This is a genomic window from Pseudomonas sp. SMV7 (assembly GCF_052041995.1).
Classification (GTDB): domain Bacteria; phylum Pseudomonadota; class Gammaproteobacteria; order Pseudomonadales; family Pseudomonadaceae; genus Aquipseudomonas.
In genome coordinates, this window is the sequence record NZ_JBKGGT010000003.1 from 154,417 (window position 1) to 179,307 (window position 24,891).

A 24,891-nucleotide genomic window follows, 5' to 3' on the forward strand; every position below is an offset into this window, starting at 1 on the left:
ACATCGCTACCGCTCCATCCCCTCGGACGGCGGTGAAATCTGGCGCAGAGAGCGATGACGGTTCAATGCGAGTTCTCGTGGCTATTCTCCAGCGTCTCCAGCAAGGCAATCTGCATCCGCGTGTGTACGCGGATAAACCATCGCCACAGCAACGCCACCACTGACGCCGCCACTACGGCAATCACCAGCAGCAGTTCGCTGGTCGGCAGAATGCTTGCCGACAGCGCTGACAACAGCAGGAAGATCACCAGCAGCGACAGCAGCGGGATCACCTCGGCCACCACACGACGCACGCGCTGGGTATGCCGCCCAGCCATCTCTGGTTTTACACTCATTTCCGCCAGCACCATCGATAGCGCTTTGAGCTTGCGATAGGCAGCAATCAGGAACGGCAGCGACAGCAACAAGGCTGCCCCCCAGATCAACGCCTTCTGCTGGCTGGCATCGCTGACCCACTCACTGAGCCAGTCACCGATAGGCCCAGCGAAATAGCCACCACTGAAAAATATCGCGATCACCAGCGCCAGGTTGACCGCCACCTGCAACAGGATGCGCCGGATCATTGCCGCCAGCATGGCGCCCTCACCCTGGGGCTGGATGCTGCGCAACCATTCGCCGTACAACGACAACACCCGCGCCAGGCGGCTGGGCACTGCCTTGCCGAGCTTGTGCGACAGCGGGTCGGCCGCACGGATCAGGTACGGTGTCATGAGTGTGGTAATGGCCGAGACAGCCACAGCCACCGGGTACAGGAAGTCGCTGGTCACCTGCAGTGTCATGCCGAGTGCGGCGATGATGAAGGAGAATTCGCCAATCTGCGAAAGCCCCATGCCAACCCGCAATGATGTGCCGCCGTCATTTCCGGCGATGAACGCGCCCATGCCACACGACAGCATCTTGCCCAGGACCACCGCCAGGGTAATCACCACGATCGGCCATGCGTAGTCTACGAGCACCTGAGGGTCGATCATCAGGCCGATGGCGACGAAAAAGATGGCACTGAACAGGTCGCGCACCGGTTCGATCAAGCGCTCTATCTTCAACAATTGGCGCGACTCCGCCATGATCGCGCCAATCAGGAAGGCGCCCAGCACCATGCTGTATTCGAGCTTCACCACCAGCAGACAGAAGCCGAAACACAGGCCTAGCACGGTAATAAGCAACATCTCGTTGCTCTCGAACTTGGCCACATAGGCCAGCAGCCGCGGTACCAACAGAATGCCGATGACCAGCGCGACGATCATGAACAGCGACAGCTTGCCAACGGTGGAGAAAACCTCACCCGAACTGACCGTACCGCTGACGGCGATACCCGACAGCAGGGCAATGATGCCGATGCCGAGAATATCCTCGACGATCAGTACACCGAAGATAAGCTGGGCGAAGCGCTCGTTCTTCATCTTCAGGTCGTTCAGCGCCTTGACGATGATGGTGGTCGAGGAAATCGCCAGAATGGCGCCGAGGAACAGCGAGTCCATGGTGGTCCAGCCAAACCAGCGGCCAATCTCGAAACCGATCCAGATCATCAGCACGATTTCCATAAACGCCGCGATGAAGGCTGTGGCGCCGACCTTGAACAGCTTGCGCAGGCTGAATTCCAGCCCCAGGCAGAACATCAGGAAGATCACACCCAGTTCAGCCAGGGTCTTGATGGTCTCTTCATCGTGAATCAGGCCGAAAGGCGGCGTGTGCGGGCCGATGATGAAGCCGGCGACGATATAGCCCAGCACGACGGGTTGCCTGAATCGATGAAAGAGAATGGTGACCATGCCAGCGACCAGCATGATTACAGCCAGGTCCTGGATGAAGCTGATGGCATGCATGGCGCGATCCTCCTTTTCGTCCTTTGTTGCCCATGTCGCATGGGCTTCGTCAGGTTAACATCGCACCCTGCCGCAAAAAGGCGGTGCAATATGCAGAAACAGATCGGCAGGAAAGGCGCCGTCAGTGGCATGATCAGCGTGACGATGGAACGTCGGCCAACGTCCCGTATCAGGAAGGTCAACTCAAAGCGGGGAAACAGAAGTGTCTTCAGATAACCATCCCCAACGACCCCATTCGCCCGATTCAGCGCAATCTCACCGTGAGCACACTATGGAACCTGGAAACGCCCAGCTGAGCATGACCGTCCTGATGACCCCGGACATGGCCAACTTTTCTGGCAACGTACATGGCGGCACCCTGCTCAAGTACCTCGACGAAGTGGCCTATGCGTGCGCGAGCCGCTATGCCGGCAGCTATGTGGTGACCCTCTCGGTCGACCAGGTGATTTTCCGCGAGCCGGTACACGTGGGGGAACTGGTGACCTTCCTGGCGTCGGTCAACTACACCGGCAACACCTCGATGGAGGTGGGCATCAAGGTGGTCACCGAGAATATCCGCGAACGCTCGGTGCGCCATTCCAACAGCTGCTTCTTCACCATGGTCGCGGTAGACGACAACCGTCGCCCGGTACCGGTACCCCCGCGCCAGCCGCAGAGCAGCGAGGAAAAGCGCCGTTTCCTGCAGGGCCAGCAGCGCCGGCAGATCCGCCAAGAGCTGGAAAAGCGCTACCAGGACCTGAAAACCGACGCCATTTAAAGCGCCAGCGGCTGTGCCTCGAAGCGCACCCGTGGGTGCGCGATGCGGTCCTGGGCCCGCACCAGCTGCAATTCGTAGCTGGCGCAGGCCTGGGTTTCCAGCAGCACTTCGTGCACGGCCGCAGCGGTATATTCGAACGCCTGTACCCAACTGTCACCGAGCAGTACACGGGCGAGGAACAGGCCTGATGTCAGGTCCCCTACCCCCACCGGCTGCCGCGGGAACGCCAGCAGCGGGCGGCGCAGGTGCCAGCTGTGCTCGGCAGTCACCAGCAACATTTCGAACTGGTCTTCGGCACGCCCGGGGTAGGCCAGGTGCTTGACCAGCACCACCTGCGGCCCGCGCTGCAGCAGGCTGCGTGCCATGCGCACACAGTCCTCCAGCGACTGCGCACGGCGCCCGCAGAAACTGTCCAGTTCCAGCTGGTTGGGGCACAGTATGTCAGCTGCGGCGGCCGCCTCGTCGAGCAGGAACTCGCTGACTTCCGCCGGCACGATACAGCCCTTTTCCGGGTGCCCCATGACCGGGTCGCACAAGTACAGGGCCTTTGGGTTCACCGCCCTGATCCGCGCGACACCAGCCAGAATCGCCCGGCCTTGCTCGGCACTGCCCAGATAGCCTGACAGCACCGCATCGCAGTGGCCCAGCTCGCCAATGTTGGAAATGCCTTCCACCAACGCAGGAATTTGCGCCGGAGCAAGCACTTCACCTGCCCACTGGCCATACTGTGTGTGATTGGAGAACTGCACGGTATTGAGTGGCCAGACATTGACCCCGATACGTTGCATGGGAAACACCGCCGCGCTGTTGCCGGCGTGGCCGAACACCACGTGGGACTGGATGGCGAGCAGGTGCGGGGTACGTTTCATGCGAAAGATTTCCAGAGCAGTTTCAAGGAATTGTGCGCATCGCAGTATGGACTCGATTGCCACCTGTACGACAGGCCAGGGACGCAGTTAAGCTGGATTGACCTGTTTGGAGCAGATGTAAATGTTGACCCTGGAAAACCTCTTCATCCTGATGCTGGTAGCCACGGCAGGCGCCTGGCTGTGGCACAACCACGGTTTGCGTGAAAAAGCCCTGGAGCGGGTCAAACAGCACTGCGCCAAGCTCGACCTCGAGTTGCTCGATGATGCCGTCGCGCTCAAGCGCATCGCCTTTGTACGGGATGCCAACGGCCGCAAGCGTCTGGCGCGTGTCTATGCCTTCGAATTCACGGTTACCGGCGAGCAACGCCATCCCGGTACCATAACCCAGTTCGGCGCACACAGCGTGCAGATCGAACTGGCGCCCTACCCGTTCGAAATCAAGACCCCGCCACGCGCCGACAACGTCATCGAGATGCAGCAATGGCGCCAGGAGCACAACCGTTGGCGCAACTGATCAGCAGACGCGACATTCGCTCAAACCGGCTTGTAACGCCGGTTGCGGCTGTGGCTGGTCGAAAATCAGCTCGATGCGGGTATCCCGGCGCCAGTCGCTGGGCTGCCAGATGGGTATGTCGCCGTCCAGGCCATTGAACGATTGCCAGCCTTCCACTGTGTGGATAACCCCTTTCGCACGCCGCCATGGCCAGGCCCGCAGGAACGCCTGCAGGCGTTGTGGATAAAACTGTTGGTCGGGATGCCAGCGCCAGCCGATGCTCCAGCCACCCTCGCCTTGCTGGGCGAGACAGATCGGTTGGCCAGGGTCTGCCCAGAGCGCCGGGGGCATCAGCCTGTTGTCAGGAACAAGGTTATCCACAAGGGGGTTGGCAGCGGTACTGGTGGGTATGGTGGGAAGGTCCGATACGGACAGCTGCCCTTCGATCGTCCAGAACACTTTCCTGGTGGGAAACCTGTCCATTATCGATGCCTTGCAAGCATCAGCCAGCGACTCAGCCTTGTTGAAGACAACACCTTCCGCTGCATCGAGCGCCTGCTGTTGAGCCTCCGCCAGCCGCTCGTCACGAACCATCGACTGCGCATCCACGACCATCAGCAACGGCTGTACCGCCAGCACCCCAGCCCAAGGTGCCTGTTGCAACTGAGCAAGCAGCTGCAACGGATGGCCCAACCCGGATGGCTCTATGAACAACCGATCAGGCCGGGACTTGCGCAGCAGCCGGCCCAGGCCCACCTGGAACGGCATGCCGTTGACGCAGCACAGGCAGCCACCCGCGACCTCGCCGATGGCGATCCCGTCCTCGTCACGGCTGAGCAAGGCCGCATCAAGCCCGACCAGGCCGAACTCGTTGATCAGCACTGCCCAGCGCTCATTGCGCGGACGTTGGGCCAACAGATGGCGGATCAGGGTGGTCTTGCCGGCACCGAGCGGGCCGGCAATCACATGGGTAGGAATATTCTGCAGCATGGAGGACTTCAGGCGATGGTGAATCCTCACTATGCGCCGTCAGGCCAGCCAGTCAAGGCTGAGCAGCAGTCGCCCCTGCTGCCCCGCCGGCGAACGATGCACCAGGCCAGCGCCTTCGTTGCCCTGCCACTTCTCGCCCTTGAGCAGCCCTACGTCGCCTGGTTGCAGACGCTGAATGTTATCCACAGGCGGCTGCGCGGTGGCTAAATCCAGGCCCTCACTCGCCTGCCGGGGCAACCATTCGGTACCCGGCCCAGCGTAGGTGGTAAGCAAGCGCAGCGGTACGTTATCCACATGGAAGCGTGGGCACATGGGCCCCGCCAATACACGGAGGCGCAATCCCACCCGCCGCGCGCCAACCAGGCAGGTGTAGGCCGCGACCAGCCAGCTCACATCGGCGACGAATGCTGCATAGCCGTGCAGATCCGCTGTTTCACGCAACAGCTCGGGCAATACCGGCTTGTGCTGCTCGTCGACGTCAATTACCCGCTGGTCTGCCAAAGACACGCCAAGGCTGACGGCAAGAGCGGCAAAGTCCTCCAACTGCGCCGGCAAGCGTCGACGCCATACAGCCAGGTTGACGCCGTCCTGCAGCACGTCGGTCAGCACCTGGGGCGTCTCACCGAATGCCTGAAAGATATCCACAGATTTGCGTACCGGGATCACGCGGCAACCTCCTCCTGCCAAGGACCGAACGGGTCGGGCAGGCGCAACCAGCCCATCGGACCCAGGGCCATCTCCTCGTCGGTCAACAAGCATGCATCGAGTGCTGTGGATAATTCAGCGAAATCGATATTCTGCCCGATGAACACCAGCTCCTGGCGGCAATCACCGCTTTCGGCGGTCCAGTGCTCAAGGATCGCAGCGGTGTTATCCACGTCCTGCGGCCACTGTTCGCGGGGTACGAAGCGCCACCAGCGGCCCGCCAGCCCGTGACGCATCATGCCACCGGCTTGCGACCAGCTACCGGCCTCCTGGAACTTGCTGGCCAACCAGAAAAAGCCTTTTGAACGTAGCAGCCGGCCATTGCTCCAGGGCGTGTGGATAAAGTCGAAAAAGCGCTGTGGATGAAGCGGCCGCCGAGCCTGCCAGGTGGTGGCCGCGATACCGTACTCTTCCGTTTCAGGTACATGTTCGCCGCGTAGTTCCTGCAACCAGCCAGGAGCCTGGGCGGCCTGGTCGAAGTCGAACAGGCCGGTATCGAGGATACGCGCCAGCGGGACCTGACCCATGACCATCGGTATGATCTGCGCTCGCGCGTTAAGGCTACGCAGGATCGCCATGAGTTCTTCGCGCTGGTGCTGGCTGATCAGGTCGATCTTGCTCAGCAACAACACATCGGCGAACTCGACCTGCTCGATCAGCAGGTCGCTGATCGAACGCTCGTCCTCTTCACCCAAGGTCTCGCCGCGGCTGGCCAGGCTGTCGGCGGCCTGGTAATCACGCATGAAGTTCAGGCCATCGACCACAGTGACCATGGTGTCCAGCCGCGCCATGTCGGAGAGGCTCCGGCCCTGTTCGTCGCGAAAGGTAAAGGTCTCGGCCACAGGCAGCGGCTCGGAGATCCCAGTGGACTCGATCAGCAGATAATCGAACCGACCTTCGCCGGCGAGCCGCGCCACCTCCTCGAGCAGGTCTTCACGCAACGTGCAGCAGATACAGCCATTGCTCATCTCCACCAGCTTTTCTTCAGCACGGTTGAGGCTGACATTGCGCTGTACCTCGCTGGCGTCGATGTTGATTTCGCTCATGTCATTGACGATGACCGCGACACGCAGGTTGTCACGGTTGCGCAGCACATGGTTGAGCAATGTGCTCTTGCCGGCGCCAAGGAAGCCGGACAGCACGGTAACAGGGAGACGATTGGACATGGCAAACCTCTTCAGGCGAAGCGCATTCGAAACGATGCATTGCACAATGTTATAAAGTAACAATACAATTTCGCCAAGCCGTTCTCGACGACATGTGCTGACAAAGGATGGAAATGAAACTGTTACGCGCCTCGGCGCTGTTATTGCTTGCGGCGCCCACCTCGCTGCTCGCCGCCCTGCCGCAGGGCGGCTCGTTGGCGCTGTGTACGCGCAGCGCGACACTGCTCGCCTGTCAGGATGGCAAGGGCGGTTTCTATAGCGTTCGCAGCGAAGGCAGCATCTTTTACCTGCGGGGTTATGACTTAGACAGCCGCCGCCTTTGGGCACAGACCAATAGCCGCTATGGCACGTTGACCTTTTTTACCGGCCTGGCCAGCGATGGCGAAGCCTGGGTGGGTTACAGCCGACGCATCGGCTGGACCACCGTTAACCGCGTTTCCAGTTCCAGTGGGCAACGCTTCAACCTGCATTGCAGCTTGATCGCCGGCTGCCGTTGAAACCCTATTGTTTGGAAGGCCAGATGACTCAGCTCAAGCTCCCCGACATTGCTACCCAGACCCAGGACTACGCCTCGCCTTTGGACTGGGTGGGAATGTGCGGGATCGCCTTGCCGGTCCTCTTCGACGGACACCAAACGGCGGCTACCGTTGATGCCGGCGTAAGCCTGGTAGACGGCAGCTCACGTGGTATCCACATGTCACGGCTATACCTTGCCCTGGAAACCCTGGAACACCAGCCCCTTACAACGCTCGCCATTCGGCAGCTACTGTCTGGTTTCCTGGACAGCCATGAAGGGCTGTCCGCAGCAGCCTATCTGCGCCTGCGCTTCGAGCATCTGTTGAAAAGGCCTGCGCTGGTCAGCCCTTTGCACGGCTGGAAAGCCTATCCCGTAACAGTCGATGCAAGGATCGAGAAAGAAATGTTCCACGTGGAACTATCCGTTTCCATCCCTTACTCTTCGACCTGCCCTTGCTCGGCTGCGCTCGCACGGCAGCTGATCCAGCATCAGTTCCAGGCGGACTTCCCTACTGCGCACATCGACAAGGCTGCGGTGTTGCAGTGGCTAGGCAGCGCCGAGGGCATCGTCGCGACACCCCACAGCCAACGCAGTAACGCGCATATCCAGGTGAGGCTACGCAGTGATCAGCAGCATCTGCCAATCACCGAATTGATCGATCGCATGGAAGCGAGCCTGGGGACAGCGGTACAGACCGCAGTCAAGCGTGCCGATGAACAAGCGTTCGCCTTGGCCAATGGCCAGAACCTGATGTTCTGTGAAGATGCTGCTCGGCGTTTGCATAAGGCGTTGCGACAAGTTGAATGGAGCACAGCCTTCAAACTGCGTGTGGAACATGCAGAAAGCCTGCATGCCCACGATGCTGTCGCGTCCAGCCAGTGGCAGTGGGATATCAGCTACGCGGCTTGACCGAACCGCAGTCGCTCCCCAACCACACGGCACGGGTATTCATACTGCCTTGCTGCTGCACACCCGAAGCGTTGAATGTGCCGTTCACCTGGGTAGTGAACTCGCGGTCGCTGAGGAACGTCGCCTGGCCAGTGCCCTGTGCTCGCGGGCAACTGAACTGGAACTTCCACACGTTGCCGGTGCGGTCGGTAATCTTCTGGGTGCAACCTGACTTGGGGTCCTGCAACGGAATGTCGTTGGTGGCTACCTGCTCTGGGGTCAGGCAAGAACGCACCCCCTTGCCGCCGACAGTGACACCTTGCTTGGCCAGCACGCCTTCCATCATCGCGCGTTGTTCCGGCGGCAAGTTCTTCAACTGGCCGAGCATGAATTCCATGTCGGGTAACGGCTTGCCATCGACCTGCATGTTGCTGGTGGTCAGCTCCCACAATCCTGGCTGCAGCATTTGCGCATGCACCAACGGGCTGCTCATAGCTAGGGCCAACGCCAACAGTGGCAGACGAATCTTCATGGACGAACGCTCCTGGAAAAAAGCCGGCCAACCGGACCGGGCTGAGCCTTAGACGCCAAATCCACCTTCAGGTTGCAAGGCGGAGCGGGAACGTGTTCTGTTACACAAGTGTACTCGGCAAGCAGGATGCATATGGATTACCACAGCCCCTACTTCTTCGGTTATCTACTCGGCCTGATCCACCTGCTGGGTATCGTCGCCGCACTGCATGCACTGTTCACCGTGCGCACTGCCCAAGGTGCAATTGCCTGGGCCATGCCATTGTTCTTCATTCCCTACCTCACCTTGATTCCCTACCTGGTTTTCGGTGCGCGCTCGTTCTATGCCTACATCAAGGCCAGGCGGCAGGCCAACCAGGAAATGCACGTTGCCATGGCAAACCTCAACTGGCGGCCATGGGTAGAAGAGGCCCTCACCGCCCGCGAGTCGGAAAGCTACGCAGCCTTGCGTGCCATGCCCAAGCTTGGCCGCATGCCCTGCCTGGCCAACAACCAGGTGCAGCTGCTAATTGATGGGAAAGCGACGTTCGATGCCATATTCGCCGCCATCGACAACGCCCACGACGTGGTGCTGGTCCAGTTCTTCATCATTCATGACGACAGCCTTGGTAAGGCGCTGCAACAATTGCTGCTGCGCAAGGCTGCCGAAGGCGTGCAGATATTCGTCCTGTACGACCGGGTCGGCAGCCACGCCCTGCCGGCCAGCTACAGTCAGGTCCTGCGCGAAGGCGGCGTACAGATCCACGCCTTCGCCACTCGCCGAGGCTGGTTCAATCGCTTCCAGGTGAACTTTCGCAACCACCGCAAGATCGTGGTGGTGGATGGCCTGCTCGGTTTCGTCGGCGGCCATAACGTGGGCGACGAATACCTGGGCGCGCACCCGCAGCTCTCGCCCTGGCGCGATACCCATGTACAGATCACCGGGCCGGTGCTGGCATGCCTGCAAGAGTCGTTCGCCGAGGACTGGTATTGGGCCACGCGCCAGCTGCCTCCACTGATCCTGCCGGACGCCTACCCGGACGACGGCGTGCTCTGCCAAGCCTTGGCAAGCGGTCCGGCCGACCCACAGGAAACCTGCTCGCTGTTCTTCATCGAAGCGATTCATTCAGCCACCCGGCGAGTGTGGATCACCAGCCCGTACTTTATCCCCGACGAAGCGGTATTCGCCGCGTTGCGCCTGGCGGTACTGCGTGGGGTCGATGTACGCGTGTTGATACCGTCACGCCCCGATCACCGCATCGTCTATGCCGCCTCCAGCCTGTTTGCCTTCGAAGCGGTGCGTGCGGGGGTGCGCATGTTCCGCTACCAACCCGGCTTCCTGCACCAGAAGGTGGTGCTGGTGGATGACGAGATCAGCGCAATCGGCAGTGCCAACCTGGACAACCGCTCGTTCCGCCTGAACTTCGAAATCACGCTGTTGACGGTAGACCGCAGCTTCGCCGACCAGGTGGAGAACATGTTGATCAATGACTTTGAACAGGCTCGGGAAATCACTGCAGAGGACAGCCGTGACACTCATCGGCTACAGCAACTGGGGATGCGGATTGCACGGCTGATTTCGCCGATTCTGTAAGGAGTGGGCGCAGTTTCCGCTGCGCGTCGCGGGGCTTGGGGGAACGGGTTTACCCATCATTGCGCCGGTACCATCGCTGGCGCATTCACGGGTAAACCCGCCCCACAGTGAATAGGTAAAGTCAGCGATAAAGGTCTTCACGCGTCCACGGCAGGTCGTGATGCCCATCGGCGTATGGCTTCACTGCCAGAATCTGGTGCAGGTTGATCCAGCCCTTTTCAAAGGCGTAGGCACACCCGGCCAGGTACAAGCGCCAGATGCGCAAGGTCTTCTCAGGCACCAGGTCCGCTGCCTTGTGCAACTGGTTTTCCAGGTTCTCGCTCCAGTGGTGCAAGGTCTTGGCGTAGTGCAGACGCAAGCTTTCCACGTCTACCACTTCCAACCCCGCTTCACAGATGCTGGCACTGATCATCGACAGGTGTGGCAGTTCTCCATGAGGGAACACGTAGCGGTCGATGAATTCGCCAGCGCCGCGCCCGACCGGACGGCCATCGACGTGCTTGGCGGTGATGCCGTGGTTCATCACCAGGCCCCCTTCCCTCACGGCACCGAACAGCTTCTGGCAATACAGCGCCAGGTTGGCGTGGCCAACATGCTCGAACATGCCAACGCTGACCACCTTGTCGAAGCGGCCGTCCTGCGGCAGGTCACGGTAGTCGAGAATCTTCAGTTCGACCTTGCCGTCGAGGCCCTCTGCCTTGACACGCTCCTGGCCGAGCTTCAGTTGCTCCTTGCTCAAGGTGATGCCGAACACCTTGGCGCCATATTCACGGGCAGCGAAACGCGCCAGCCCACCCCAGCCACAGCCCACGTCGAGCAGATAGTCACCGGCGTCCAGGCGCAGCTTGCGACACAAGTGATCGAACTTGTCCTGCTGCGCCTGATCGAGCGTGTTGTCCGGCTCGCGGAAGTAGGCGCACGAATAGGCCATGTCCTGATCCAGCCACAACTGGTAGAACGCGTTGGAAACGTCATAGTGGTAGGAAATGGCTTCGGCGTCAGTGCTCTTGTCGTGGGCTTGCCGTTGCGGCGGCGCCTCGTCCGCCTCGGTCAGCAACGCTTCGCTCAGCTCATCGCACACGCGTATGGCTTCACCGATATCCCCTTCCAGCTCCAGCTTGCCCTCGACGAATGCCGTGCCCAGCTGGTCCATGCTTGGGTGGCTCAACTGGCTGATCAGCTGTGGCTCCTTGACCAGAATGGTGACCTGCGGGCTGGGCCCCAGATCGAACTGGTTACCGTCCCACAGTTTCAGCCGCAGCGGCAGATGCAGGCTCTGCAGTGCCGGTGGAAGTTGCGCAAGCATGAACGACCCTCCTGTCCGTATTTGGCCACGACGCCTGAAATTTCGAGCGTCGCCGGAACAGAGTAGTTCATTCGTGGGATGTTTCCTTTACACGCGACCATGGTCTAGAACCAACTGATCTTACCCAGCCTGCAGATTGTATACAATTATTGCATCTCAGCTTAACCTTGTGCCCCTCTCGCGCTTCTTCATCCTGGAGTTGAACCCATGAAATCCTATGACGTGGTGATCATTGGCGGTGGCCCTGGCGGCTACAACGCAGCCATCCGTGCCGGCCAGCTGGGCCTGAGCGTTGCCTGCGTGGAAGGCCGCTCGACCCTCGGCGGCACCTGCCTTAACGTGGGCTGCATGCCTTCCAAGGCACTGCTGCATGCGTCTGAGCTCTACGAAGCCGCCAGTGGTGGCGAATTTGCTCACCTCGGTATCGAGGTGAAACCTAATCTCAACCTCGCCCAGATGATGAAACAGAAGGACGAGAGCGTGACCGGCCTGACCAAGGGCATCGAGTACCTGTTCCGCAAGAACAAGGTCGACTGGATCAAGGGCTGGGGTCGCCTGGATGGCGTTGGCAAGGTCGTGGTCAAGGCCGAAGACGGCAGCGAAACTGCATTACAGGCCAAGGACATCGTCATTGCCACTGGCTCCGAGCCGACCCCGCTGCCAGGCGTGACCATCGACAACCAGCGCATCATCGACTCGACCGGCGCGCTGTCGCTACCACAGGTACCCAAGCACCTGGTCGTCATCGGTGCCGGCGTCATCGGCCTCGAGCTGGGCTCGGTATGGCGACGCCTGGGCAGCCAGGTCACGGTCATCGAATACCTCGACCGCATCTGCCCGGGCACCGACGAAGAAACCGCCAAGACCCTGCAGAAGGCACTGGCCAAGCAAGGCATGGTGTTCAAGCTGGGCAGCAAGGTGACCCAGGCCAACGCCAGCGCCGAAGGCGTCAGCCTGACCCTGGAGCCCGCCGCCGGCGGCAACGCAGAAACGCTGCAGGCCGACTACGTACTGGTCGCCATCGGCCGCCGTCCTTATACCCAAGGGCTGAACCTGGAAAGCGTGGGCCTGGCGACCGACAAGCGCGGCATGCTCGGCAACGACCACCACCGCACGTCTGTGCCGGGCATCTGGGTGATTGGCGACGTCACTTCTGGCCCGATGCTGGCGCACAAGGCCGAAGACGAAGCGGTGGCCTGCATCGAACGCATCGCCGGCAAGCCCCACGAGGTCAACTACAACCTCATCCCAGGTGTGATCTACACGCGCCCGGAGCTGGCCAGCGTGGGCAAGACCGAAGAGCAACTCAAGGCCGAAGGCCGTGCCTACAAGGTCGGCAAGTTCCCCTTCACGGCGAACAGCCGTGCCAAGATCAACCATGAGACCGAAGGTTTCGCCAAGGTCATCGCTGATGCCCAGACCGATGAAGTACTGGGTGTGCACCTGGTGGGCCCGAGTGTCAGCGAGATGATTGGTGAGTTCTGCGTGGCCATGGAGTTCTCGGCCTCGGCAGAGGACATCGCCCTCACCTGCCACCCCCACCCGACCCGCTCCGAGGCCTTGCGCCAGGCAGCGATGAATGTGGATGGCATGGCCATGCAGATCTGAGGCGGGACTGCGAAGGGCTGCATTGCAGCCCTTTCGCGACACAAGGCCGCTATGGCCGTGGTTGGCCTGAACGGCGTTGTGGCTTGGGGTGACCGGGGCAACCAGAGCGTTGCTCGCCCCGGCTTGCGCCTTACTCGACCGTAACCGACTTCGCCAGGTTCCGCGGCTGATCCACGTCGGTGCCCTTGAGCACGGCCACATAGTAAGACAGCAGCTGCAGCGGAATGGTGTAAAGAATCGGTGCCAGGGCGTCCGCAATGTGCGGCACCTTGATCACGTGGGTACCTTCGCCGTTGGTCATGCCAGCCTGTTCGTCAGCGAACACCACCAGCTCACCACCACGCGCACGCACTTCCTGCAGGTTGGATTTCAGCTTTTCCAGCAGTTCATTGTTCGGCGCCACGGTGACCACGGGCATGTCATTATCCACCAGCGCCAGTGGGCCGTGCTTCAGCTCGCCAGCCGGGTAGGCTTCAGCGTGGATGTAGGAGATTTCCTTGAGCTTGAGCGCACCTTCCATGGCTACCGGGTACTGCGCACCGCGGCCGAGGAACAAGGTGTGGTGCTTGTCGGCGAACAGTTCGGCGATTTTCTCGACGGTTGCATCCATGGCCAAGGCTTCACCCAGGCGGGCCGGCAGGCGGCGCAGCTCCTCTACCAGCCCGGCTTCGACGCCGGCTTCCAGGGTACCGCGCACCTGGCCCAGGGCCAGGGTCAGCAGCATCAGCGAGACCAGCTGGGTGGTGAAGGCCTTGGTCGACGCCACGCCGATTTCCGGGCCGGCCAGGGTCAGCAGGGTCAGGTCCGACTCACGTACCAGCGAGCTGATGCCCACGTTGCAGATTGCCAGGCTGCCGAGGAAGCCCAGCTCCTTGGCGTTACGCAGCGCGGCCAGGGTATCGGCGGTTTCACCGGATTGCGAGATGGAGACGAACAGCGTGTCTGGCTGCACCACTACCTTGCGGTAGCGGAACTCGCTGGCCACTTCGACCTGGCACGGGATGCCGGCCAGGCTTTCCAGCCAGTAACGGGCGACCATGCCAGCGTGATAGCTGGTGCCGCAGGCAACGATCTGCACGTTGCGCACCTTGGCGAACAGGTCGGCAGCTTGTGGGCCGAAGGCCTGCACCATCACGCTGTCCTTGCCCAGGCGGCCTTCCAGGGTACGCTGCACCACGCTTGGCTGCTCGTGGATTTCCTTGAGCATGAAGTGACGGTAGGTCCCCTTGTCGGCGGCTTCGGCGCCTTCGTGGTACTGCACGGTTTCGCGCTGAACCTTGCGGCCTTCCTGGTCCCAGATGGAAACCTGGTCACGGCGGATCTCGGCGATGTCGCCCTCTTCCAGGTACATGAAGCGGTCGGTGACCTGGCGCAGGGCCAGTTGGTCGGAGGCCAGGAAGTTTTCACCCAGGCCCAGGCCGATGACCAGCGGACTGCCGCTACGGGCTGCTACCAGGCGGTCAGGCTGGCTGGCACTGATCAGCGCCAGGCCATAGGCACCATGCAGGCGCTTCACAGCGGCCTTCAGCGCGTCGGTCAGGTCCGGGGTGGTCTTCAGGGTATGGTGGATCAGGTGGACGATAACTTCGGTATCGGTCTGCGAAGTGAAGACGTAGCCAAGGCCCTTCAGCTTTTCGCGCAGTTCTTCATGGTTCTCGATGATGCCGTTGTGCACCACGGCCACTTCATTGTTCGAGAAGTGCGGGTGGGCATTGCCCTCGGTCGGCGCACCGTGGGTAGCCCAGCGGGTGTGCGCGATGCCCAGTTGGCCAGACAGCGGCTCGGCGGCAACCGCAGCCTCCAGTTCGCTGACCTTGCCGATACGGCGGCGGCGCTGCAGTGCACCACTCGAAGTGAGGACGGCCAGACCGGCGCTGTCGTACCCGCGGTACTCAAGACGCTTGAGGCCTTCGATCAGGATGGCTGTGATGTTGCGTTCGGCGACGGCACCAACGATTCCACACATGGTTTATTGCTCCTGGCTGATCGCGGCGCAGATCAGGTTGATGCCGCGGGCTTGAATTTGTTCGCGTGCCGCTGCGGGCAGGCGTTCGTCAGTAATAAGGGTGTGCACGCTGCCCCAGGGCAGCTCGAGGTTGGGGATCTTGCGCCCGACCTTGTCCGACTCGACCATCACGATCACTTCACGGGCAACTTCGGCCATGACCCGGCTCAGCCCGAGCAACTCGTTGAACGTGGTCGTACCGCGGCCGAGATCGATGCCGTCGGCACCGATGAACAGCTGGTCGAAATCGTAGGAACGCAACACCTGCTCGGCCACCTGGCCCTGGAACGATTCGGAATGGGGATCCCAGGTTCCGCCCGTCATCAGCAGCACCGGTTCGTGTTCGAGGTCGCAGATGGCACGTGCGACGTTCAGCGAATTGGTCATCACTACCAGGCCAGGCTGGCGCCCCAGTTCGGGGATCATGGCTGCGGTGGTGCTGCCGCTGTCGATGATGATCCGCGCATGTTCGCGAATGCGCGCGACGGCGGCACGTGCAATTGCCTTTTTATAGGAAGACACAGGCTGGGCAGGTTCACCGAGCAGCTCTTGCGGCACCGGAACTGCGCCACCGTAGCGGCGCAGCAGCAGACCGTTGGCCTCGAGGGCGGCGAGGTCCTTGCGGATGGTAACTTCCGAGGTGGCGAAACGCTTGGCCAACGCGTCCACACTCACCTCGCCCTGCTCACTGAGCAACGCCAGGATATTGTGCCGCCGCTGTGGAGTATTTCGTTTCGACATGCGCGCTTAAGTTTCGATTCGAAAGATAACGATGGCAATCAAAACCTAAGACGAACGATTCGTCAAGCTGTGGATAAAGCTCAGGGATAAACGGGGCACGCGGGTGCCGCGATAAACGCTAGCGAAGGTGTATCGCTTGAAAAAAAAGCCGACTTATACACATAAGTCGGCTTTCGATCGAAACTGCTGTGTATAACTCAGCTTTTCTTGATCTTCTCTGGTCGCTTCCAGCCCGCGATGTTGCGTTGGCGCGCCCGGGCCACCGCCAGGTCGCCAGCCTCAACGGTCTGGGTGATGGTCGAACCGGCTGCAGTGGTAGCGCCTGCCTGGATATCCACCGGCGCGACCAGCGAGTTGTTCGAGCCGATGAAGACGTCTTCGCCCATAACGGTCTTGAACTTGTTGGCGCCATCGTAGTTGCAGGTGATCGTGCCGGCACCAATGTTGGTACGCGCGCCGATTTCGGCATCGCCCAGGTAGGTCAGGTGTCCGGCCTTGGCCCCTTCGCCCAGATGGGCGTTTTTCAGTTCGACGAAGTTACCCACATGAGCCTTGGCATCCAGCACGCTGCCCGGGCGCAGGCGGGCGAACGGGCCGGCATCGCTGCCCTCACCCATCACGGCGCCTTCAAGGTGGCTGTTGGCCTTGACCACCGCGCCTTTGCGCAGGGTCGTATTCTTGATCACGCAGTTCGGGCCGATCTGTACGTCATCCTCGATGACGACCTTGCCTTCGAGAACCACGTTGATATCGATCAGCACGTCGCGACCGACGGTCACTTCACCACGGACATCGAAGCGTGCCGGGTCGCGCAGGGTCACCCCCTGGGCCATCAAGCGACGGCCTTCGCGCAACTGGTAGTGACGTTCCAGCTCGGACAGCTGGCGACGGTCATTGGCGCCTTGCACTTCCATCGGGTCGTGCGGCTGTTCGGTAGCCACCACCAGGCCATCGGCCACTGCCATGGCGATGACATCGGTCAGGTAGTACTCGCCCTGGGCATTGTTGTTCGACAGACGCCCCATCCAGTCCGCCAGCCGGGCGGCCGGCAGGGCCAGAATGCCGGTGTTGCCTTCCTTGATCGCTTTCTGCGCATCGTTGGCGTCCTTGTGCTCAACGATAGCGGTCACCTTGCCCTGCTCGTCCCGCACAATACGGCCATAACCGGTCGGGTCATCGAGGGTTACCGTGAGCAGGCCCAGCTGCTGGGGATTGGCCTTGGCCAGCAGGCGCTGCAGGGTTTCCACCTCGATCAGAGGCACGTCGCCATATAGCACCAGCACGGTGTCGGCAGTCAGGGCCGGCAATGCCTGGGCCACCGCGTGGCCGGTGCCCAGCTGCTTGTCCTGCATGACGAAGTTCAGGTCGTCAGCGGCCAGGCGCTCGCGTACCAGCTCGGCTCCATGGCCAATGACCACGTGGATACCTTGCGGCTGAAGCTGGCGCGCGCTGTGGATAACATGGCCGAGCATGGAGTTGCCGGCGACCGGGTGCAGCACCTTGGGCAGCGCCGAGCGCATGCGGGTGCCTTGGCCGGCAGCGAGAATAACGATATCGAGTGACATTACTGGCTACCAATCCTGGGCGGTCAGTGGAATGACCGGTTCTATGGTTTACAAAAAGAAAAAGGGTAGCCGATGGCTACCCTTGTTCTCAATCTACATGAAGCCTGCGGAATTAACCGCCGAACTTCTTGCGGATCTGCTGGACGGTACGCAGCTGGGCTGCGGCCTCGGCCAGACGTGCGGATGCGGCACTGTAGTCGAAATCCGCGCCTTTCTCATGCAGGGCCTTCTCAGCTGCCTTGACGGCATCCTGAGCGGAGGCTTCGTCCAGGTCGGCTGCACGTTGCACGGTATCGGCGAGTACCTTGACCATGTTCGGCTGCACTTCCAGGAAGCCACCGGAGATGTAGAACACCTCGCGCTCGCCGCCCTGCTTGGTCAGCGTGATCGGACCTGGCTTCAGATTGGTGATCAGCGGCGCGTGGCCTGGAGCGATACCCAGATCGCCCAGGTTGCCGTGCGCAACCACCATCTCGACCAGACCGGAGAAGATTTCTCCTTCCGCGCTGACGATATCGCAATGGACTGTCATAGCCATCTGCTTGCCTCAACCTGATTAGCGCCCCTTTCGGGGCGCCGGGATTACAGTTTCTTGGCTTTCTCGATCGCTTCGTCGATGCTGCCGACCATGTAGAACGCTTGTTCTGGCAGGTGGTCGTAGTCACCTTTGAGGATGCCGCTGAAGCCAGCGATGGTGTCTTTCAGGGAAACGTACTTGCCTGGCGAACCGGTGAAGACTTCGGCCACGAAGAACGGCTGCGACAGGAAGCGCTGGATCTTACGAGCGCGGGCTACCAGTTGCTTGTCGGCTTCGGACAGTTCGTCCATACCCAGGATCGCGATGATGTCCTTCAGCTCTTTGTAGCGCTGCAGAACATACTGAACCTGGCGGGCAGTTTCGTAGTGCTCGTTGCCGATCACGTTCGGGTCCAGCTGGCGCGAAGTCGAGTCCAGTGGGTCAACCGCCGGGTAGATACCCAGGGAAGCAATGTCACGGGACAGAACGACGGTGGCGTCGAGGTGGGCGAAGGTGGTGGCTGGCGACGGGTCGGTCAGGTCGTCCGCAGGTACGTATACGGCCTGGATCGAGGTGATCGAACCTTCTTTGGTCGAAGTGATACGCTCTTGCAGAACGCCCATCTCTTCGGCCAGGGTCGGCTGGTAACCTACTGCGGAAGGCATACGGCCCAGCAGTGCGGATACTTCGGTACCGGCCAGGGTGTAACGGTAGATGTTGTCGACGAACAGCAGAACGTCGTTACCTTCGTCACGGAACTTCTCAGCCATGGTCAGGCCGGTCAGCGCTACGCGCAGACGGTTTCCTGGTGGCTCGTTCATCTGACCGTAGACCAGTGCTACTTTGTCGAGAACGTTGGAGTCCTTCATCTCGTGGTAGAAGTCGTTACCCTCACGAGTACGCTCACCCACACCGGCGAACACGGAATAACCGCTGTGCTCGATGGCGATGTTACGGATCAGTTCCATCATGTTAACGGTCTTGCCAACACCGGCACCACCGAACAGACCAACCTTACCACCCTTGGCGAACGGGCAAACCAGGTCGATAACCTTGATGCCGGTTTCCAGCAGGTCGTTGCCGCCTGCCTGGTCAGCGAAGGAAGGTGCCTTCTGGTGGATACCACGACGCTCTTCTTCGCCGATCGGGCCGGCTTCGTCGATCGGGTTGCCCAGAACGTCCATGATACGGCCCAGGGTGGCCTTACCAACAGGAACGGAGATGGCAGCGCCGGTGTCGACGACATCCAGACCGCGCTTCAGGCCTTCGGTCGAGCCCATCGCAATGGTACGAACCACGCCGTCGCCCAGCTGCTGCTGAACTTCCAGGGTGGTGTCCGCGCCTTGTACTTTCAGCGCGTTGTAAACACTCGGCACGACGTCACGTGGGAATTCCACGTCGATGACGGCGCCGATGATTTGAACGATACGTCCGCTACTCATAGCTGGATCCTCTGAATATTTGAACCGTTAAACCGCGGCAGCGCCGCCGACGATTTCCGAGATCTCCTGGGTGATCGCAGCCTGACGCGCCTTGTTGTAGATCAGCTGGAGTTCGCTGATCAAATCACCGGCGTTGTCTGTGGCGTTCTTCATGGCGATCATCCGGGCCGCTTGTTCAGCAGCGTTGTTCTCGACCACCGCCTGGTACACCTGCGACTCCACGTAACGCACCATCAAGCCGTCCAGCAGCTCTTTTGCGTCGGGTTCGTACAGGTAGTCCCAGTGATGCTTGAGATCCTGATCCGGGGTTGCCACCAACGGTACCAATTGCTCGACCGTCGGTTTTTGGGTCATGGTGTTGATGAACTTGTTCGAAACCACCGAGAGGCGATCGATGCGGCCGTCCAGGTAGGCGTCCAGCATCACTTTGACGGAGCCGATCAGATCGTTGATCGATGGCTCTTCGCCCAAATGGCTAATCGCGGCTACGACGTTGCCGCCAAAGTTGCGGAAGAATGCCGCACCCTTGCTGCCGATCACGCACAGGTCGATTTCCACGCCCTGTTCGCGGTTTTCGTTCATGTCCTTGACCAGGGCCTTGAACAGGTTGGTGTTCAAGCCACCGCACAGACCACGGTCACTGCTCACCACGATATAACCGGCGCGCTTTACAGGGCGCTCGATCATGAACGGGTGGCGGTATTCCGGGTTGGCGTTGGCCAGATGACCGATCACCTGGCGGATACGCTCCGCGTAGGGACGGCTAGCAGCCATGCGCAGTTGTGCCTTGCGCATTTTGCTGACCGCCACTTTTTCCATGGCGCTGGTAATTTTTTGCGTGCTTTTGATGCTCGCAATCTTACTGCGAATCTCTTTTGCGCCTGCCATGTATCACCTATCAGGTTAGCAAGCGGGGGCCAGGGCCCCCGCTGCGGCTTACCAGGTCTGGGTGGCCTTGAACTTCTCGATGCCAGCTTTCATGCCAGCGTCGATTTCGTCGTTGAAGTCACCCTTCACGTTGATCTTGGCCATCAGTTCGGCGTGATCACGGTTGAAGTAGGCGATCAGAGCTTGCTCGAAGCTGCCGACCTTGGAAACTTCTACGTCGGTCAGGAAGCCACGCTCAGCGGCGTACAGCGACAGGGCCATGTCCGCGATGGACATTGGCGCGTACTGCTTCTGCTTCATCAGCTCGGTAACGCGCTGACCATGCTCCAGCTGCTTGCGGGTCGCTTCGTCCAGATCGGAAGCGAACTGGGCGAATGCAGCCAGTTCACGGTACTGAGCCAGAGCGGTACGGATACCACCGGACAGCTTCTTGATGATCTTGGTCTGAGCGGCACCACCTACGCGGGATACCGAAACACCGGCGTTAACTGCAGGGCGGATGCCCGAGTTGAACATGGCCGATTCCAGGAAGATCTGACCGTCGGTGATGGAAATCACGTTGGTCGGAACGAACGCGGAAACGTCGCCAGCCTGGGTTTCGATGATCGGCAGGGCGGTCAGGGAACCGGTCTTGCCAGTGACTGCACCGTTGGTGAACTTCTCGACGTATTCTTCCGAAACGCGCGATGCACGCTCCAGCAGACGGGAGTGGAGATAGAACACGTCACCTGGGTACGCTTCACGTCCTGGCGGACGGCGCAGCAGCAGGGAGATCTGACGGTAGGCAACGGCCTGCTTGGACAGGTCATCGTAAACGATCAGGGCGTCTTCACCGCGGTCACGGAAGTATTCGCCCATGGTGCAGCCGGCGTAAGGCGCCAGGAACTGCAGCGCGGCCGATTCCGAGGCGCTGGCGGCAACAACGATGGTGTTGGCCAGGGCGCCGGCTTCTTCCAGCTTGCGCACAACGTTGGCGATGGTCGACTGCTTCTGGCCTACGGCCACGTATACGCAGAAGATGCCGCTGTTTTTCTGGTTGATGATCGCGTCGACCGCCATGGCAGTCTTACCGATCTGACGGTCACCGATGATCAGCTCGCGCTGGCCACGGCCAACCGGGATCATGGCGTCAACCGACTTGTAGCCAGTCTGTACAGGCTGGTCTACCGACTTACGCCAGATCACGCCCGGTGCGACCTTTTCGACCGCGTCGGTTTCGGTGGTGGCCAGAGGACCTTTGCCATCGATCGGGTTACCCAGAGCGTCGACGACGCGGCCCAGCAGGCCTTTGCCGACCGGAACTTCCAGGATGCGACCGGTGCACTTGGCGCTCATGCCCTCGGCGAGGGAGGTGTACGCACCCAGTACCACCGCACCAACGGAGTCTTGCTCCAGGTTCAGTGCCATACCGTATACGCCGCCCGGGAACTCGATCATTTCGCCGTACATAGCGTCGGCCAGACCGTGGATCCGTACGATACCGTCGGAAACGCTTACGACGGTACCTTCGTTACGGGCTTGGGAGCCGACATCGAGCTTCTCGATGCGACCCTTGATGATTTCACTAATTTCGGAAGGATTGAGTTGCTGCATTGCTCTGCTGCCCCTTCAAACTCAAGATTTCAATGCTTCGGCCAGTTTCGCGATCTTGCCGCGAACCGAGCCATCGATTACCAGGTCGCCGGCGCGGATGACGACGCCGCCGATCAGGCTGGCATCCTCCGACGCGTGCAGGCGCACTTCCCGGCTGAGCCGTGCACTGAGAACCTTGGCGAGTTTGTCTTGCTGTTCTTGGTTCAACGCAAAAGCACTGGTGACTTCCACGTCCACGGATTTCTCTTGCTCGGCCTTGTACAGGTCGAACAGGGCGGCAATCTCCGGCAGAAGCAGGAGACGGTCGTTTTCCGCGGCAACATGAATGAAATTCTGTGCCTGTGCATCGAACTTGTCACCGCACACTTCAATGAATGCGGCGGCCTTTTCTGCGCTTGTCAGTCGCGGGGCCTTGAGCAGGCGCTGCATGGTGTCGTCTTCCGACACCGCAGCAGCCAGGCCGAGCATGGCTGACCAATTGGCCAGTTGCTGATGGGCCTGGGCATGCTCAAAGGCAGCCTTAGCGTAAGGTCGGGCCAACGTGGTCAGTTCTGCCATGATCGCCCTCGCTTAAATTTCAGCGGCCAGTTTGTTAACCAGCTCCGCATGCGCGTTTTGATCGATTGTGGCGCCAAGGATCTTTTCAGCACCGCCAACAGCCAGGGCACCCACTTGGGCACGCAGGGCGTCTTTGACGCTGTTCAGTTCCTGTTCGATCTCGGCTTGAGCCTGAGCCTTCACACGGTCAGCTTCGACGCGAGCCTGTTCACGGGCTTCCTCGACAAGCTGAGCAGCGCGTTTCTTGCTTTGCTCAATGATTTCGGCTGCCTGTGCCTTTGCTTCACGCAGTTGCTGACCCGCTTTCTCTTGGGCCAGCTCCAGGTCGCGAGCTGCGCGGTTGGCAGCGTCCAAGCCGTCGGCAATCTTCTTTTGGCGCTCTTGCAGGGCAGTGATGACCGGAGGCCATACATACTTCATGCAGAAGAGTACAAAAATCAGAAAAGCAACGGATTGGCCAATCAGGGTTGCATTAATGTTCACGCCAACACCTCGCTCGGTCTTTGTCCATCACACCAATCAACTCGTGGAAACGAGTGATTAGCCGGCGATCTGACCAACGAAGGGGTTCGCGAAGGTGAAGAACAGGGCGATACCAACACCGATCATGGTTACGGCGTCGAGCAGACCGGCAACGATGAACATTTTGACCTGCAGCATCGGAACCATCTCAGGCTGACGAGCAGCGCCTTCCAGGAACTTGCCGCCCAGCAGGCCGAAACCAATGGCGGTACCCAGAGCACCCAGGCCGATCAGCAGAGCAACAGCGATAGCGGTCAGACCAACTACAGTTTCCATCTTTCCTCCCGACTTTTACGTCGTATTGGTTAGGTTTTTAGTTTGAAGCGGTAAAACAAATCGTTTGGTACAGCATGCCCTTGCGGACTTTTTAAGCCCTCCCCCCAAACGAGCGGGGAAGGCTATCAGACACGCCAGGCGGTCTTAATGGTTATCTTCGTGAGCCATCGACAGGTAGACGATGGTAAGCATCATGAAGATGAAGGCTTGCAGGGTGATGATCAGGATGTGGAACACAGCCCACGCCCACTGCAGCACCACACCCAGGCCGCTGAGCCACAGGATGCCGGCGCCGAACATCACGGCGATCAGGATGAACACCAGTTCGCCGGCGTACATGTTGCCGAACAGACGCAGTGCCAGCGAGATCGGCTTGGCGATCAGGGTGACGAATTCCAGCAGGAAGTTGACCGGAATCAGCAGGATCTGCACGAAGATGTTCTTGCTGCCGAACGGGTGCAGGGTCAGCTCACCGATGAAGCCACCCAGGCCCTTGACCTTGATGCTGTAGAAGATGATCAGGGCGAACACGCAGAAGGCCATGGCCAGGGTTGCGTTCGGGTCGGTGGTCGACACGGCGCGGAACGGAATGTGCGGGTCACCGGAGATCAGGATGGCCAGCTGAGGAATCCAGTCGACCGGTACCAGGTCGATAGCGTTCATCAGGAACACCCAGACGAAAATGGTCAGCGCCAGCGGGGCGATTACCGGGCTACGGCCGTGGAAGGAGTCCTTCACGCTGCCGTTGACGAAGTCCACCAGCACTTCAACGAAGTTCTGCAGGCCGCCAGGTTGGCCGGAAGTCGCCTTCCTGGCCGCCATGCGGAAGATGAACAGGAAGATCAGACCCAGCGCGACGGACCAACCCAGGGTGTCCAGGTGGAACGCCCAGAAGCCCATTGCCTTGGCTTCTGCAGCCGAATGGGCGAAGCCCCAGCTGCCGTCTGGTAGTTGACCGTAGGTCAGGTTCTGCAAGTGGTGCTGGATATAGCCCGAAGCGGTTTCTGCTGCCATGGTTGCCTCAAACGCCCTAAGGTCTCGAAAGTCTTTTATTCATCAGCAGGGGCGCGAACCAGCTGACCAAAAGGGTCAGCACGAAGACGCCGAATACTGCTAACGGCGCCAATGGCTTCACTCCTGCGAAGGTCAGTGCAAAAAGCACTGCCGTCAAAATCATCTTGCCTGCCTCGCCAGCGTAAAACGACTTGACGATGGCTTGTGCCGCCCGTGCTCCGCTGAAGCGAAAAGCCTTCCAGGCGAAATACACATTGGGTAGCCAGGCAATCAAGCCTCCGCAAAGGCCTGAATATCCACTGACCGCCCCTTTCCACTGCCACAACACCAAGGTCGCCAGCAGCAGTACGACAAATTGAGCCAGCAGTACCGGAAAAACCGCCCAGCGATGGAAAGGCAGGCGGTTTGGCGTGCGGATTTCCATCACAACTGCTCCTCGGAAGTCGACCAACAAGTCAGCTATGACTTGGCATAATTTGTGCCGACAAAATGCGCGCAGAGTATAGGGGTGGATTAACCCCTATTCAACTCTTCGTAGTGATTT

The 24,891-nt window shown here is 60.2% G+C and carries 25 protein-coding genes; 6 read left to right on the top strand and 19 right to left on the bottom strand.

Annotated features, from left to right (window positions below; all coding sequences use genetic code 11):
• Positions 1-62 precede the first annotated feature (62 nt).
• A complete protein-coding gene (locus ACLEJP_RS05450) occupies positions 63-1,823 on the bottom strand; it encodes a cation:proton antiporter (protein WP_440804789.1) in 1,761 nt (586 codons plus the stop codon).
• Positions 1,824-2,094: 271 nt separating this feature from the next.
• On the opposite strand from ACLEJP_RS05450, the gene ACLEJP_RS05455 reads away from it, so the two are divergent.
• Positions 2,095-2,580, top strand: coding sequence for an acyl-CoA thioesterase (locus ACLEJP_RS05455; RefSeq protein WP_009683536.1), 486 nt, complete (start codon positions 2,095-2,097; stop codon positions 2,578-2,580).
• Here ACLEJP_RS05455 and pdxY read toward each other — a convergent pair.
• Positions 2,577-3,449, bottom strand: a complete 873-nt coding sequence (gene pdxY / locus ACLEJP_RS05460) for a pyridoxal kinase PdxY (protein WP_440804790.1) — start codon at positions 3,447-3,449, stop codon at positions 2,577-2,579. The two genes, ACLEJP_RS05455 and pdxY, sit on opposite strands and share 4 nt — an antisense overlap.
• A 121-nt stretch (positions 3,450-3,570) precedes the next feature.
• Here pdxY and ACLEJP_RS05465 point away from each other — a divergent pair, with 121 nt between their 5' ends.
• A complete protein-coding gene (locus ACLEJP_RS05465) occupies positions 3,571-3,963 on the top strand; it encodes a DUF3301 domain-containing protein (RefSeq protein WP_289129095.1) in 393 nt (130 codons plus the stop codon).
• On the opposite strand, the gene ACLEJP_RS05470 is transcribed toward ACLEJP_RS05465, so the two are convergent.
• The 3 genes from ACLEJP_RS05470 to zigA are packed head-to-tail and all read right to left on the bottom strand — an operon-like array spanning position 3,964 to position 6,803.
• Entirely contained in the window at positions 3,964-4,932 is a 969-nt protein-coding gene (locus ACLEJP_RS05470; protein ID WP_440804791.1) for a CobW family GTP-binding protein, read from the bottom strand.
• A 39-nt stretch (positions 4,933-4,971) separates the two neighbouring features.
• Positions 4,972-5,598: a DUF1826 domain-containing protein gene (locus ACLEJP_RS05475; protein ID WP_440804792.1), complete on the bottom strand. Its 627-nt coding sequence runs from the start codon at positions 5,596-5,598 to the stop codon at positions 4,972-4,974.
• Positions 5,595-6,803: a zinc metallochaperone GTPase ZigA gene (gene zigA, locus ACLEJP_RS05480; RefSeq protein WP_440804793.1), complete on the bottom strand. Its 1,209-nt coding sequence runs from the start codon at positions 6,801-6,803 to the stop codon at positions 5,595-5,597. The genes ACLEJP_RS05475 and zigA overlap by 4 nt, the downstream gene beginning before the upstream one ends.
• Positions 6,804-6,916: 113 nt before the next feature.
• Between zigA and ACLEJP_RS05485 the strand changes: the two genes are divergently transcribed.
• Together ACLEJP_RS05485 and folE2 are read left to right on the top strand one after the other, a co-directional pair.
• Positions 6,917-7,300: a glutamine synthetase gene (locus ACLEJP_RS05485; protein ID WP_440804794.1), complete on the top strand. Its 384-nt coding sequence runs from the start codon at positions 6,917-6,919 to the stop codon at positions 7,298-7,300.
• Positions 7,301-7,323: 23 nt separating this feature from the next.
• Complete coding sequence (folE2, locus tag ACLEJP_RS05490) at positions 7,324-8,229, top strand: GTP cyclohydrolase FolE2 (RefSeq protein WP_440804795.1); 906 nt, start codon at positions 7,324-7,326, stop codon at positions 8,227-8,229.
• Here folE2 and ACLEJP_RS05495 read toward each other — a convergent pair.
• Positions 8,213-8,740, bottom strand: coding sequence for a DUF3617 domain-containing protein (locus tag ACLEJP_RS05495; protein WP_225779815.1), 528 nt, complete (start codon positions 8,738-8,740; stop codon positions 8,213-8,215). The genes folE2 and ACLEJP_RS05495 overlap by 17 nt on opposite strands.
• 132 nt (positions 8,741-8,872) lie before the next feature.
• Between ACLEJP_RS05495 and cls the strand changes: the two genes are divergently transcribed.
• Entirely contained in the window at positions 8,873-10,312 is a 1,440-nt protein-coding gene (gene cls / locus ACLEJP_RS05500; RefSeq protein ID WP_440804796.1) for a cardiolipin synthase, read from the top strand.
• A 121-nt stretch (positions 10,313-10,433) separates the two neighbouring features.
• Here the strand turns inward: cls and cfaB are convergent, their stop codons facing one another.
• Positions 10,434-11,618 (bottom strand): C17 cyclopropane fatty acid synthase CfaB, encoded by a 1,185-nt coding sequence (gene cfaB / locus ACLEJP_RS05505; RefSeq protein ID WP_440804797.1) that lies wholly within the window; start codon positions 11,616-11,618, stop codon positions 10,434-10,436.
• Between the two features lie 207 nt (positions 11,619-11,825).
• Here cfaB and lpdA point away from each other — a divergent pair, with 207 nt between their 5' ends.
• Positions 11,826-13,226, top strand: coding sequence for a dihydrolipoyl dehydrogenase (gene lpdA / locus ACLEJP_RS05510; RefSeq protein ID WP_440804798.1), 1,401 nt, complete (start codon positions 11,826-11,828; stop codon positions 13,224-13,226).
• A 130-nt stretch (positions 13,227-13,356) separates the two neighbouring features.
• Here the strand turns inward: lpdA and glmS are convergent, their stop codons facing one another.
• From glmS to ACLEJP_RS05570, 12 genes are all read right to left on the bottom strand, one after another.
• Complete coding sequence (gene glmS, locus ACLEJP_RS05515; RefSeq protein WP_440804799.1) at positions 13,357-15,192, bottom strand: glutamine--fructose-6-phosphate transaminase (isomerizing); 1,836 nt, start codon at positions 15,190-15,192, stop codon at positions 13,357-13,359.
• A 3-nt stretch (positions 15,193-15,195) separates the two neighbouring features.
• Positions 15,196-15,972, bottom strand: coding sequence for a DeoR/GlpR family DNA-binding transcription regulator (locus ACLEJP_RS05520; protein ID WP_440804800.1), 777 nt, complete (start codon positions 15,970-15,972; stop codon positions 15,196-15,198).
• 197 nt (positions 15,973-16,169) lie between these two features.
• On the bottom strand, positions 16,170-17,537 hold the full coding sequence (gene glmU, locus ACLEJP_RS05525) for a bifunctional UDP-N-acetylglucosamine diphosphorylase/glucosamine-1-phosphate N-acetyltransferase GlmU (protein WP_440804801.1): 1,368 nt from the start codon (positions 17,535-17,537) through the stop codon (positions 16,170-16,172).
• Between the two features lie 112 nt (positions 17,538-17,649).
• Complete coding sequence (locus tag ACLEJP_RS05530; RefSeq protein ID WP_023383131.1) at positions 17,650-18,075, bottom strand: F0F1 ATP synthase subunit epsilon; 426 nt, start codon at positions 18,073-18,075, stop codon at positions 17,650-17,652.
• Positions 18,076-18,119: 44 nt separating this feature from the next.
• A complete protein-coding gene (gene atpD, locus ACLEJP_RS05535; RefSeq protein ID WP_170033980.1) occupies positions 18,120-19,496 on the bottom strand; it encodes a F0F1 ATP synthase subunit beta in 1,377 nt (458 codons plus the stop codon).
• 27 nt (positions 19,497-19,523) lie between these two features.
• Positions 19,524-20,384, bottom strand: a complete 861-nt coding sequence (gene atpG / locus ACLEJP_RS05540; RefSeq protein WP_186671701.1) for a F0F1 ATP synthase subunit gamma — start codon at positions 20,382-20,384, stop codon at positions 19,524-19,526.
• Between the two features lie 48 nt (positions 20,385-20,432).
• Positions 20,433-21,977: a F0F1 ATP synthase subunit alpha gene (gene atpA, locus ACLEJP_RS05545; RefSeq protein WP_186671700.1), complete on the bottom strand. Its 1,545-nt coding sequence runs from the start codon at positions 21,975-21,977 to the stop codon at positions 20,433-20,435.
• Positions 21,978-21,998: 21 nt separating this feature from the next.
• Positions 21,999-22,535, bottom strand: a complete 537-nt coding sequence (locus ACLEJP_RS05550; protein ID WP_043214190.1) for a F0F1 ATP synthase subunit delta — start codon at positions 22,533-22,535, stop codon at positions 21,999-22,001.
• 12 nt (positions 22,536-22,547) lie between these two features.
• The gene (locus ACLEJP_RS05555) at positions 22,548-23,018 is read right to left on the bottom strand and encodes a F0F1 ATP synthase subunit B (protein WP_023383136.1); all 471 of its coding nucleotides are present in this window, start codon (positions 23,016-23,018) and stop codon (positions 22,548-22,550) included.
• A gap of 57 nt (positions 23,019-23,075) precedes the next feature.
• Entirely contained in the window at positions 23,076-23,333 is a 258-nt protein-coding gene (atpE, locus tag ACLEJP_RS05560; RefSeq protein WP_003097235.1) for a F0F1 ATP synthase subunit C, read from the bottom strand.
• A 144-nt stretch (positions 23,334-23,477) separates the two neighbouring features.
• Positions 23,478-24,347, bottom strand: a complete 870-nt coding sequence (atpB, locus tag ACLEJP_RS05565) for a F0F1 ATP synthase subunit A (protein ID WP_225779822.1) — start codon at positions 24,345-24,347, stop codon at positions 23,478-23,480.
• Between the two features lie 16 nt (positions 24,348-24,363).
• The gene (locus ACLEJP_RS05570) at positions 24,364-24,771 is read right to left on the bottom strand and encodes a F0F1 ATP synthase subunit I (RefSeq protein ID WP_008092225.1); all 408 of its coding nucleotides are present in this window, start codon (positions 24,769-24,771) and stop codon (positions 24,364-24,366) included.
• Positions 24,772-24,891: the final 120 nt, after the last annotated feature.